This is a genomic window from Nocardia araoensis NBRC 100135 (genome assembly GCF_000308435.1).
Taxonomy (GTDB): domain Bacteria; phylum Actinomycetota; class Actinomycetes; order Mycobacteriales; family Mycobacteriaceae; genus Nocardia; species Nocardia araoensis.
In genome coordinates this window covers 1-11,527 of sequence record NZ_BAFR01000327.1, presented here as the reverse complement: position 1 = coordinate 11,527, position 11,527 = coordinate 1, and the positions used below count along the sequence as shown (strand labels likewise).

At 64.3% G+C, this 11,527-nt stretch carries 12 protein-coding genes; 8 read left to right on the top strand and 4 right to left on the bottom strand.

From position 1 onward, the window contains the following. Both ON21_RS37635 and ON21_RS37630 read right to left on the bottom strand, forming a co-directional pair. On the bottom strand, positions 1 to 125 hold a 125-nt coding region (locus tag ON21_RS37635), incomplete at its 3' end, for an SAM-dependent methyltransferase (protein WP_306307725.1). Between the two features lie 67 nt (positions 126 to 192). Further along, on the bottom strand, positions 193 to 972 hold the full coding sequence (locus tag ON21_RS37630) for a histidine phosphatase family protein (protein WP_157171075.1): 780 nt from the start codon (positions 970 to 972) through the stop codon (positions 193 to 195). A 273-nt stretch (positions 973 to 1,245) separates the two neighbouring features. Here ON21_RS37630 and ON21_RS36215 point away from each other — a divergent pair, with 273 nt between their 5' ends. Both ON21_RS36215 and ON21_RS31535 read left to right on the top strand, forming a co-directional pair. Then, complete coding sequence (locus ON21_RS36215; RefSeq protein ID WP_051021543.1) at positions 1,246 to 2,346, top strand: hypothetical protein; 1,101 nt, start codon at positions 1,246 to 1,248, stop codon at positions 2,344 to 2,346. A gap of 61 nt (positions 2,347 to 2,407) precedes the next feature. Then, complete coding sequence (locus ON21_RS31535; RefSeq protein ID WP_218004179.1) at positions 2,408 to 3,484, top strand: hypothetical protein; 1,077 nt, start codon at positions 2,408 to 2,410, stop codon at positions 3,482 to 3,484. Between the two features lie 296 nt (positions 3,485 to 3,780). Here the strand turns inward: ON21_RS31535 and ON21_RS31530 are convergent, their stop codons facing one another. After that, the gene (locus ON21_RS31530) at positions 3,781 to 4,467 is read right to left on the bottom strand and encodes an HD domain-containing protein (RefSeq protein ID WP_051021542.1); all 687 of its coding nucleotides are present in this window, start codon (positions 4,465 to 4,467) and stop codon (positions 3,781 to 3,783) included. 648 nt (positions 4,468 to 5,115) lie between these two features. Between ON21_RS31530 and ON21_RS31525 the strand changes: the two genes are divergently transcribed. The 3 genes from ON21_RS31525 (at position 5,116) to ON21_RS31515 (ending at position 8,041) form a co-directional block, all read left to right on the top strand. Continuing rightward, positions 5,116 to 6,138: a tyrosine-type recombinase/integrase gene (locus ON21_RS31525; protein ID WP_039804126.1), complete on the top strand. Its 1,023-nt coding sequence runs from the start codon at positions 5,116 to 5,118 to the stop codon at positions 6,136 to 6,138. A 659-nt stretch (positions 6,139 to 6,797) separates the two neighbouring features. Further along, a complete protein-coding gene (locus ON21_RS36210) occupies positions 6,798 to 7,382 on the top strand; it encodes an RNA polymerase sigma factor (RefSeq protein ID WP_083881006.1) in 585 nt (194 codons plus the stop codon). Then, a complete protein-coding gene (locus ON21_RS31515; RefSeq protein ID WP_039804124.1) occupies positions 7,379 to 8,041 on the top strand; it encodes a hypothetical protein in 663 nt (220 codons plus the stop codon). The genes ON21_RS36210 and ON21_RS31515 overlap by 4 nt, the downstream gene beginning before the upstream one ends. Before the next feature lie 448 nt (positions 8,042 to 8,489). Here the strand turns inward: ON21_RS31515 and ON21_RS37625 are convergent, their stop codons facing one another. Then, the gene (locus ON21_RS37625; protein WP_281032721.1) at positions 8,490 to 8,723 is read right to left on the bottom strand and encodes a helicase-related protein; all 234 of its coding nucleotides are present in this window, start codon (positions 8,721 to 8,723) and stop codon (positions 8,490 to 8,492) included. Positions 8,724 to 9,088: 365 nt separating this feature from the next. Here ON21_RS37625 and ON21_RS31505 point away from each other — a divergent pair, with 365 nt between their 5' ends. The 3 genes from ON21_RS31505 to ON21_RS41145 all read left to right on the top strand — a co-directional run bounded on the left by ON21_RS31505 (position 9,089) and on the right by ON21_RS41145 (position 11,070). Beyond that, the gene (locus tag ON21_RS31505; RefSeq protein WP_039804121.1) at positions 9,089 to 9,730 is read left to right on the top strand and encodes a class I SAM-dependent methyltransferase; all 642 of its coding nucleotides are present in this window, start codon (positions 9,089 to 9,091) and stop codon (positions 9,728 to 9,730) included. Between the two features lie 319 nt (positions 9,731 to 10,049). Continuing rightward, positions 10,050 to 10,748, top strand: coding sequence for a hypothetical protein (locus ON21_RS41150; protein WP_373281170.1), 699 nt, complete (start codon positions 10,050 to 10,052; stop codon positions 10,746 to 10,748). Between the two features lie 151 nt (positions 10,749 to 10,899). Continuing rightward, positions 10,900 to 11,070, top strand: a complete 171-nt coding sequence (locus ON21_RS41145) for a Mu transposase domain-containing protein (protein ID WP_373281169.1) — start codon at positions 10,900 to 10,902, stop codon at positions 11,068 to 11,070. Positions 11,071 to 11,527 lie beyond the last annotated feature (457 nt).

Sequence of the window (11,527 nt, the reverse complement as noted above, 5' to 3'; positions counted from 1 at the left end):
ACATCGCTCTGCCGCGGCGCGACTTCGGCGACCCGGTCGCGCACGTAGCGGTCGACTTCGTAGTTGTCCTTGCCACCGAGGGTGGCGTCGTAGACGCGGGCGATGCTCGCGCGGGTCGTGTCCACGCCTACGGGAGCGCGGACGCCAGTTTGAGGAAGCGGCTTCAAGGGGGACTCCAGCGAGAGTGTCGGTCTACGGAGTTTTCGGGGAGAAAGCGGATGTGCCAGCAAAAGCTGTGATGGGTGCCGTGCCAGAGTCGTGAAGGACAGGCGAGAAGTTGCGACCACTGCGCGCGCCAGATGTGGGCGTTGCCATGGAAGCGAGGTGCGCTCGATCGTTGTGGCGGGTCAGTATCCATCGGCGCCGCGGCGCGCCGTCCTCGGAGTCTGAAGCGGGAGCTGAGATCCACTCGGTGATTGCGGCGTTGTCGGTGTGGATGCTCTGCGATCTCGTGGGAGGAACGTCGAGGTATAGCTGGAACGACGCTGCGATCGTGTCCTTGTCGCAAACGATGAGCAGAGTCTGGCCAGGGTGCCGGTCCGAGAGTTGCTCGAGTTCGCGCTGCGTTCGATCAACCGCCTCGGCCCAAGACTCCGCCCCCTCAGCCAACGGTGTATCGGGGGAAAGCTCGAGTGGCGGATCGAAGGTCGCCAAGACCTCGTCGACGAGCTTGCCGTCTGCGGCGCCGTACGCGCGGCATCCGAGTGCCGCTTCGACGGCAGCACCGCCCAAAGCAACCGCCAAGAGGTTCGCGGTGTCCTCAGCTCGGGCCACATCGGTGTGGTAGATCCGCTCCACTCGAAGCGGCAGTTGCGCCAGGGCCCGACCGAGTAATCGCACCTGATCGTGACCGGTGCGATCCAAGCCGCGGCATCGGCGGGACCCCATGAACTCATTGCGGGCATCGGCGAGCGAATGTCCAGGACGGATGAGGAGCATCCGCGTGCCTGAGGCTGGTGCACTGCTGGTCATCGGGATCACTCCTCCTCGTCGTATCGCAAGCAGTCGATATCTGGGGGCTGGCTGTGAGGTTCCGCCGTGGTCGCCCGCGCGCGTGCGCATTGCTCGGATCCGGTTGTGTGCCGTACTGGGGCATGCATGACCTTGCCGCCGAGCGCTATCGCATCGCGATACCGTCTTTCGATCATGTGGAGCTTCTCGCTATCGCGCCTTCTGATCTGTTGATCGTCTCCTGATCATCTGTGCTAGGTTCGGCGCGCAGTAGGGATGACGAAGGGTGGGAGGGTGACCACTCGGCTCATTCGGCTCAAAGTTGAACTGCAACAGCGGCATTGCCAAACGCATGCCGCCTTCCGCCGTGAATACAACAGGGTCGCCGAGACCATCGATCCGAAGCTCGTGGGCGAAGGTCCGGGCCCCGCGCAGTTTCACCGCTGGCTTCGCGGTGACGTGAAAACGCTCCCTTATCCCCGCCATTGCCAAGTCCTTGAGAAGATGTTCCCGGGCCTCACCGCGGCCGAGTTGTTCCAACCGTGGACCCCCGAACTGCGCCCCGCGCCCACCACCCCCATCGAGTCGGACAGCGCGGTACGAGACGTAGTGGATGTCATCGGCGACAGAATCAAACGCCCGGCATTCGGCGCGATCGAATGGGGCCCCGAACAGCCGAGCGCCGCCGGCCGCGCACACACTGTCTCCTCCACGCACAGCCCATCCGACGCCAACGAGACGACCGCAGTGCTCGCACAGCGGCTCCTGCAGCTCAAGCAAACTCGGCGGCTCACCGACAGGGAAGTCGGCCAACTCGCTCACCTGGCCGGCAACGTCATCGATCTCGACTGCAGCACAGACATCCAGATCAGCAGCGACGGGTCCGCGTCCTTGACCTTCGAATACCTGGTGCTCAACCTGACCGACCGGCCGCTGACACGCCTGTCTCGGGAGCTGTGGTTCGAGTCCACCGATGGGCGGCTGGACATCAAGCCTTTGCGCGAGGCTGAACGCCGCATCGCCATCCAACGCATCCACGACACCGCGCACCTGGCGAAATTCGCGTGTCAGCTTTCACCGCCAGTCCAACCGGGCGAGTCCGCCGTGGTCGGCTACGTGTGCACAGGCGGGAAGTTCGTCGGCGCGCACTACTGGCGACGATCGGTCTACCGCTACACCCGCCGGTTCACCCTCAACCTGCGCCACGTCAATGCTGGGGAACTGTCCAGTTGCTCAGCCGCCGAGGAACATCCCGACGGTGCGGAAAACTCCGCGACCGAAGCCCTGATCTGGGATACCGAAGGAAACGACGTCCTCATCAGTCTCACCCGGGAGTACCTACGCCCGAATCAGTCGATCACCCTGCACTGGAAGGTTGCCCGTGAGAACTCGTGACGCTGTCGAACACGCCATCCGAGCATGGCATCAGCACGAAATCGACCGAGGCGCGGCCGCGGTGATCGACTTCGATTTCTGCCCGTCCACCGACCAGGCGCCCGCGCCCGCCGACCGGCTCGCCACATTCCGGCGATTGAGCCGATTGCTCGATGAAACCGATGAACCCGCGATCGCCCAGCGACTCACCGCCGACCTGACCTACTTGCGCTCGCTCATGGGGGAGCGCCCATCTCTCGACGAATACGTCCGCGCCACCCAGGGATGCCCAGCAACCGGATGGCCCGCAGACTACGTCACGAGCAAGGGAGAAACGGCGCGCAAGGCTCTTGAAGTTCTCGGTGTGAGCTGGGGCGAAGACACCGCCACCGAACTCGCCGAAACCGAGGGCCCGCTCGACGCCGCCGACGTGGCTGACGCGATACGCCAAGCAGCCATAGAGTACGAGCCGATCGTTCGCCGCGCGACAGGCTCCGAAGCGGCATACGAGCTCACCATCGAATCCGCGGACGTCGATGCCTACTGGGCATTCTGGCTCGACGGCGGAGGACAGCGCGTTCGGTTGCGCATCAACATGCGCAACGCCAACTTCACCAAAGTCAGGGCCCGGCAAATGGCCCTGCACGAAGTCCTTGGACATGGTCTGCAGAGCGCCAGCATCTCCGCTCGCTGCGCCGTCGAAGACGTCCCATGGGTTCGCCTGCTCTCCGTGCACGGACCCCAGCAAGTCCTGCTCGAAGGCTGGGCCCAGGCCATGCCGCTGTTCATCACACCCGACGACGAAGCATTGGTGGCCAGCACCAGACTCGTGCACTACACCCAACTGGTCCGGGCCGAACTCCACCTGGCTATCAACGCGGGAACACCCATCGAGGCCTGCGCCGACCACGCCCGCTCTCGCGTCCCCTGGTGGAACGACAACCTCATCGCCGGCTTCCTGGCCGACCGGAGCGCAAACCCACTACTCAGAACCTACATGTGGGCATACTCCGCAGGAATCGACTATTTCGCCAACCTAGCCGAGGCCGAACCAAGCGTCATCCGGTCCGTCCTCCACAACGCCTACCGCGCCCCACTGACACCTGCCGACCTCGAACGACTTTGGCCCGGCGGCCCCAGTGTCGGCGGCCACGTATAGGCCGTGTGAGGTTGTCAGGGTCGGCACATGGCGCCTGCGCTAGCTCGCAAACGTCGTGGAGAGCAAGTTAGTGGCACCATTCATCTTGATGCCTGTCTGCTGCGGCAAGCTCTACCCTCACCTCAATAGCCTGAAACTAGTTTTGCGATCGAAGTTCTAATCGCGGAAAAGCTCCAGAGACCTGCGATCTCGCATCGCCACATCAAGCCGAAATGTTGAGCGGAGAGCGCGATACATCCGGACAGGCCACTGCCGTGCGCACCGAACGTGGACTGCCTTGTCTGAAAACAGAGTGGTTACTCGGCGAACGGCGACGCATTGACCATGAGATCGAATCCGAACCTGCGCAGGAGCGCAGTGCGTCCGTCGGGGACGGCTTCGGCCTCGCGTGCCACGGCTGCGATCACGAGGCGCTTGAACTCCATGCGTGGGTAGTGGGCGATGATTTCGGCAATCCACTGCGGATCGAGTTCCGGTAAGCGGCTGCCGAAGAGATCAACTCCCGCGCCGGCGGAGAGCGCGCCGGCGAGGTCGGAAAGGTCGGAGTCGGCGCCGAGGGTCATGTGCCCGGCGATGCCGTCGCGGATGAGGGCGACCCGATCGGCGGGCACGTCGAGTTCGCCGAGAAGTTGGACGGCGTGCTCTGCGCCGCGGACTGCGAAACAGCGGTTCCGCTGGGGGTTCTCCAGTTCGATGTCGTGCAGCATGGCCGCGGTGTAGAACAGTTCGTCATCCAGTTGGGCGCCCTGTGCGCGGGCAAGGGTTTTACCGAAGGCCCAGACGCGGTAGGAGTGGTTGAGCATGCTGGCGCTCAGCACGCCACGCGCTTCTCGTCCGGCGGCCAGCGCCATGGCTGAATCGGGTGGCTGCAGCGCTGTGAGGTCGAGTCGGGTGGCCGCTGTTCGAGCACCGAAGAACGACGCGATGCGACCACCCAGCAAGCCGGGCATCGTAATGAGCAGAAGCCCGAGCAATTGATTCATCTGACGACGAGTCAAATTCCCTCCGCTAGTGACAGCCCAGTTCCAATCGAACCCCGGGGGCGGCGCCATGACACACCTCGACTTCCTTGAACCAACAGTATGCGAGACCGCACGAATCGTGGCGCGAATTCGGCCACCGTCACGATGTATCTCCATACCAGAATTGGCAGCCCCGGCCCCTTCCGTCAATAGCAGTAGCCAACCCACTTTGTACAAGCGATTGCAGACCATCACCCACACCGGGTGGCCCAACTATGGTCGCGCTGAATGTGTCTCGCCGCGGAATGCCGTGAAACCACTGATTGTATCATCACCGGTACAGCTGCGCGTCGGTTGTGCAAGCGCACTCTTTCGTCGGGTGATTCGCTCCCGCCCTAATGCGCAACGGGCAAGATCGAAGTCAATATTCGGCCGGAACGGGCCCATGACGACGGTTTCGATGGTTTCCCTGCGGTAGCCGTTGGCTGCCAGTGACTTTTCGCTTATCGGCGGTGCGGTCATCTCACGGAGCGCCATTGTTTCTCAGGCTTCGATCTATTGTCGATTAGTGCCCATCGCGCGGGTTCGGTTAGGCACTAATCGTATGAAGTGGCGCATTGTCGGTGGTGAGTGAGATCCTCGACGGGCGGATCGTGCCGGGAGGTGAGTATGGGAAGCGCTGTCACCGCGGTGGTGCAGAGGGCGTCGATGCGGAAGTCGGCGCCGCGGTCGTTGTGGGCGCGGGAAGAGCTGGACCGGTTCGAGACGTATCTAGCAGGTCGAGACGATCTGTCGCCGCGGACCCGGGAGACCTACTGCGAGCGCGTCGCGGATCTGTTGAGATGGCTGGAGACTCGGCCAGATCATCGAGAGGCGCTTCATGATCCGGCCGTTCGGGATCGGGTCGTGCTGGCGTACCACGATCATCTGACCGGTGAGCGGCGGGTGCTGCCGTCGACGGTCAACCTCGCCCGTGCGGCGATCAACACCTTCTACCGGTGGCGCGGTGTGGGGCCGACCACGCTCGCGCGGATCAAACACCCCTCACGCACCCCGCGCACTCTCACCGCCGACGAGCAGAGTGCACTGCTGCGCACCGCGGCGGCGCGCAGCCACCGTGACCACGCGATCGTCGGGCTGCTGCTCAACAACGGCCTGTCGCTGTCGGAAGTTCGCCTGTTGGATGTGGACGGGCTGACCCTTCGCGCCGAGTCCGGTTGTCTCGAGGTCCATGGACTTTCCGGGACCACGCGGACGGTTGTCCTGGCGGCGAGCACTCGACGCCTGCTGGAGCTGTGGCTGGCCGAACGGCGCGCCATGCTCGGCGCGCTGCGACCGCGCGCACTGTTCGTTTCCGAGCGTCGGCGGCGCATCTCCTCGAGCTCGATCGACCGCATCGTGCGCACGATCGGCCGCGAAGCCGGGCTCGAACTCTCGCCAGGCACCCTGCGCTACACCTTCGATACCCGCATGCTGGAATCCGGCATCGAACCATGGATCGTCGCGCAGACCATGGGACTGACCCGCCCCAACCCGCAGCGCCTGCATACCCTGCAACTGCCTCTCGAGCCGCGCCTCGCCAGCAAGATCGCCGAAGCAATGGCCGTGCCGGACACCGTTCCGCCCGGCCGCCACCAAATTCCGGCGGACGTAGCCCGCGTGACCGACCACCAGTTGGCCTTCGACCTGTGACGGCGACCTACCGGGCCGTATGAACGAGCAGCCTCTCGCCGGGCCGCGCGCGAACCTGCGCCGCGTTGATCAGAAGTTGGCGATGTTGCCCACGGGCGGAGACGACTGTGGTCGGTGGCTGGCGATGCGATCAATCTCGAACTGTACCGGCGGACCGTGGCAGCCGCGACCGGTGACGCCGCACTCGCCGAGAGTGTCGCAGCCCGAGGCGGTGCCGTGACGCCAGCGGCGGCATCGGTCACGGGCTGGACAGATTTTTCGGCGTGTCGGCGCGACTGGCCGTGGCGGGTTCAAGAATTCATGCTCGCGCTACGAAGTAGGTGGCATGACGCTGTTGTGGGTTGGTGAGGGTCGGCTGTCGATGGCGGGCCCGCTTGCGTGGTGTTCTGCGTTCGTACCGGCGGTCCCGCGGCCCCTAACGCAGCTACCGAAGCCCCCGCGGCTGCCGGCCACCGTCACGGCCGCGCGTCGTCACGTGCCCGCCACCACCGTGCTCGCCCGCGTTCACCGCCGCACCAACGGCACGCGGCCACGGTCGATCCTTCCCGAAGGCGTCGCACAGCTCACCGGACCGGAGTACTCGGGTCTGATCAGCGGGGAGTTTTCGGCACGATGACAGATCAGCAGCATCCGCCGGTCCGCAACGCCGGTTCAACAACCTGTTTCGCTCTCACGCTCCCGCGGTGTTCCGGCTCGCGATCAAAGCATTCGGGGGTGATCGTGACCGGGCCAACGACATCGTGCAAGAAGTATTCCTCGCCGTGTGGGAACAATACGACCGCGACTTCCTCAACGCCCAAGCGCACGAGGCGGCAGCGTTGATCATGACCATCGCCAAACGCCGAGTGATCGATTCGTGGCGGCGCAGCGACGGCGTCGTGTCGGTGCCCGACTACACAGACACCGCGATGCCGATGCTCGGGCTGTCGGTGGTGACCAAGAACCCCGCCGACCGAGTCCTCGACGACGACACCGTCACATACGTGTGGCAAGTGCTGCGGCAGAACCTGACCGCCACCGAATACCGGGTGGCGGTGATGGCGTGGGATCTGTGGCTGCCGGATGCGGAGATCGCGAAAGTGATCGGCGCCAGTGTGTCGACGGTGCACTCACACAAGAGCCGAGCCCGCAGAAGGATCCGGGCGATCGAGAACAGCGGGAGCTACCGGATCGAGTTCGACCACGGCCGCTTCCCGCGCACCCCGCGCACAGGGGCCGATAACGGAGGTGAAGTAACAGCATGACCAAGGACACCGAAAGGGACACCACCACGACAGTCAGCATCTACGAGGTATTCACCGAACTCGATGGCTACCTGGCATCCGACGACGACTACCGCTATGACGTCGATACAGGTCTGCAACAGCTGCAACGCACCATCGGCCAGCTCACCACAGCCGAAACCGAGCAAGCACAGCGCAGCGCGCGCCTCCGCGACGACGGCGCCGCGGTGGGGGACAGGGTGGCCGGCGCATCAGCGGCGAACGTGGTGGGGCTGAGGGAGATCGTGGCCGCGCGGATGAACGATCTGATCATCGGGCCCTTGCGGATCGCCAGTGCCATCTCCCCGGAGGTAGCTATCCGCATGGCCGACGGGATCCGCGGACAGCGGTGGGCGTTGAGCTGGCTGCCCGGACGGGTCCTGACCCGACAACAAGCCTTCAGCGGCATGGTGCTCGACGAAATCCTCACCGACCCGCACGAACTCGACAGCGCCACCATGATGCTGGTCATGGCCGAACTCGCCGCCGAACTGTCGATGTCACTGGAACAGGCCCTGCTGCGACTGTCCTACATCAAAAAGGACGACCACTACCCCCGATACCGGTGGAGCCGATGCGCACCCCCACCCGGACATCGCGGTATCGACACCGAGTTGCCCAGGATGCGGAAAGCGGAATAGATCGGCACAGTCACGATTCACGCTGGCGCGCTGCCGAGCAGTGCTGGACGGGGACGTTTCGATTTGGAGAAAGCTTCTGCGCGAGGTAGGTTTGCTTTCGTCAAGCTACCGAGCGATCGGTGGATAGGCGCGAATACCCCCGAACGAGCCCCGCACCGACGCACCGGTCCGGGGCTCGATTGGTAGCACGGCGAAATCGCCATTCCGAGGAATGTCGCTGAAATCGTACGTAGTGGTGCTCGACCGTGTAGCCGCCCGGCACAGTTGGGTTGGCCGGGAAGTCACCTTCCCCGGCCGGAGCGACCCCGACGTCTTCACGGCATAGTCATCCGTATGGCATCCGCTTACAGGTGGTCGGCCCCCAGCTGAGTGCGCAGGCGGGGCGCGCTGAGCTGCCGTTTTTGGCTGCATCCGATAATTGAATAGTCGGGGACCACCATCGGCACGATCACTCTGGCGATGGCGGCGGTGTTTTCGGGTGCCGCAACGCTCGGCCCACAACCTGGACGACATCCACCGGGGATCGTTTCGGCAGGGCGAACACGACGCAGTCGACTGCGGGGACGTCGATGCCCTCATGCGGACATCGAACGTTCGTCACAACCGACCAGCCACCGTTCGGCGGGGCGCGCAGGTGATCCATGATCCCTTTCCGGAATTCGATCGGCTGCTGCCCGTGCACGTGCCAGGACACCAGCGGACCGGGCGGCCGCTGATTGGCGGGCACACGATCGACCACGCTGGCCAGTGACCGCGCCGATTCGGGCGGCCGCGTTGACACGGTGGTGAACACCAGAGTGCGGCGCAGCCCGTAGGTGTGCGCCGCTTTGACCAGATGGCCTGGGCGACCACGGTCTGGTTCTACAGGTCATCTACGACATCACTTACAGGCGGGTCTGAACGTCACTGCTGATATGAAGATGTGGGTACAGGCGAATTTTGACGTCTCAGGGTCGGGATGGTGATAGGTTGCGCCGCAACGTTTTGTGTGCTCCGTCCGAGCGGGTGCCAGAGGGCGCGAGCGGCGTTGCCGGGTAGGGTCTGGCTGTGCTTGATTGGGATCACAACGCCTATTACCACCGGCTGCTTCTCCGCCGGATGCCGCAGCACTGCCGACGGGTGCTGGATGTCGGCTGTGGTGCGGGAGCGTTCGCGGCTCGACTTGCCAAACGGGCTGAACAGGTCGACGCCGTCGATCGCTCCGCGGAGATGATCGAGGAGGCGAAGCGCCGCACCCCCAGTAACGTGAACTGCGTTCTCGCTGATGTGCTGACCGACTCGCTGCCAGGTAAGGACTACGACGCGGTCTTCTCGATCACTGCACTGCACCACATGCCGTTGCAGGATGCACTGGCGGTACTCGCGGCGGCGCTGCGGCCTGGCGGGGTCCTTGCTGCCATTGCTCTGCCCCGACCGGACCTGCGCCGGGAACTGCCTGTCGAGATCGTCGCGACAGTTGGTTCCCGCCTGCTTGGGGTGGTGTTCCTGTCGGGAAGGTTGCTGGGAAGCAAAAGCGGGTTCGCGAAGGACTCCACCAGCTCGACCATGCCCGTCGTCATGGATCCGCCGCTGACCACCCGAGAGGTCGCCCGCCAGGCCGCCGCGGTACTGCCTGGCGTGCGGGTTCGACGACTCCTGTTCTGGCGTTACCTTCTGGTCTGGCAGAAGCCGAACAGCCCAGGCATGTGAGAAGCGGGCATTCCGGCCGTCCACCTGTTGGGCATGCTGCTGTTGATCGCCGGCAGCATCGGCTTGACCACTGAACATCGCTGGTGATCCGAAGATGTTGGTACAGACGAATTTCGGCATCACCTGGTCGTGATGGTGGTAGGTTGCGCCGCAACGTGCTGTATGCGCTGTCTGAGGGGCTGGAACCTGTCTCGTAGGAGCCGCGTTGCCGTCGCCGCGTCAGTCCGAGGTGGAGCTGTAGGCCGCGATTTGGCCAGACTCTCGGGCTGGGATGTCGGGTCGGGATCTGCGGCTTAAGTAGAACGTCGGGTACCAGACGGTGCGGGCGGCGTGGCCGGCCGAGCGGAAGAAGTATCCGTCGCGGGCGTCGAAGCTGGATGAGTTCAAGCCGGTCATCGACGAGTCACTGGTGGCGAATCTGGATGCGCCGCGCAAGCAGTGGCGCACGGTGCGGCGGATCTTCGCTCGATTGATCGACAAGCATCGGATGGTCGACGTCAGCTACGAGACGGTGCGCGGATACGTGTCGAAACGGCAACCGGAAATCCGTATTGCTGCCGGTCGCGGCCCGGCCGAGGTGTTCATTCGCAGACGCACCGTCGTGGCGAGGAAGCCGAGCTCGAGTGCGAGGAAGTCACCGTCGAGCTTGGCGGTGAGAGGATCGAGATGTTCTTGTTCTCTTTTCGTTCTCTGCAGAGCGATTCACCGGATGTCCACCTCGGGTGGTCAGGAAGCGTTCTTCGAGGGGTATGTTCACGCGTTGCTGCGGTTGGGCGGGGTACCGTTCGGGAAGGTCCGCTACGACAACTTGAACGCGGCAGTCGCGCGGGTGATCGGGCTGCCGCGGCGGCGGGTTGAGACAGATCGGTGGACGGCGTTCCGGTCCCACTGGAATCTCGATGTCTTTTACTGCCAGCTAGAACTCCCGGGGCTCACGAGAAGAGCGGTCTGGAAGGCGATATCGGCTCTTCCGCCGCAACCTCCTTGTGCCGGTGCCTCGCGTGGACTCGGTCGATGAGCTGAACGCGTTGATCGATGAGTTCGACTACGCCGATGACGCGCGTCGTGTCGGTGCCCGGCTCGCACGGTCGGGGAGCATTTCGAGGTCGAAAGAGGGTTGCTGAAGCGTTTGCCGGACGAGGAATTCCAGACCGGTTTGTGCCCCGGGCGTGGACAGGTATTCGCTGATCACGGTTCGTACCAATCGTTACAGCGTGCCGATCCGGTTGATCGGCCGTCAAGTGCGGGTGCTGTTGCACGCGTCCACGCTGGTGGCTACGACAGCCGCACCGAGGTCGCCCAGCACGAACGCATCGCGGGCAAGGGGCAGAACCGCATGAATCTTGATTATTACCTGGAAGAGAAGGGCTCATACGCAAGCCCGGCGCGCTGGCCGGGGCGACAGCCCTGGAGCAGGCGCGCACGGCCGGTCGATTCACTGCGGCTCACCACGCGTGGAGAGCCGCGGCCCGCAAGGCACACGGCGACTGCGACGGCAACCGCGCCCTCATCGAGGTGCTACTGCTGCATCGACACATGCCTCCCGATCAGGTCATTGCCGGGCTGAGGGCCGCGTTGGAGGACGGTGCGCTGAGCGCCGACGCTGTGGCGCTGGAGACCCCGCAAGATCGCCGACACGGAGCCACCGCGCCTGCCGGTGGAGCTGGATTAGCCCAATCCGGTGTCGTCGCTGACCGTGCGCCGGGTGGCGCAACTGCCGCCCGATTCCAGGCCTTTGCCGTCGGTGGCCGTCTACGACCAGTTATTGCGTCGCCCCTACCCACCCGCAGAAGGAAT

Coding starts and splice junctions, on each gene's coding strand:
- ON21_RS37630 (WP_157171075.1), bottom strand. CDS start 972: ATGACCAGCAGTGCACCAGCCTCAGGCACGCGGATGCTCCTCATCCGT.
- ON21_RS31530 (WP_051021542.1), bottom strand. CDS start 4,467: ATGAATCAATTGCTCGGGCTTCTGCTCATTACGATGCCCGGCTTGCTG.
- ON21_RS31525 (WP_039804126.1), top strand. CDS start 5,116: ATGGGAAGCGCTGTCACCGCGGTGGTGCAGAGGGCGTCGATGCGGAAG.
- ON21_RS31515 (WP_039804124.1), top strand. CDS start 7,379: ATGACCAAGGACACCGAAAGGGACACCACCACGACAGTCAGCATCTAC.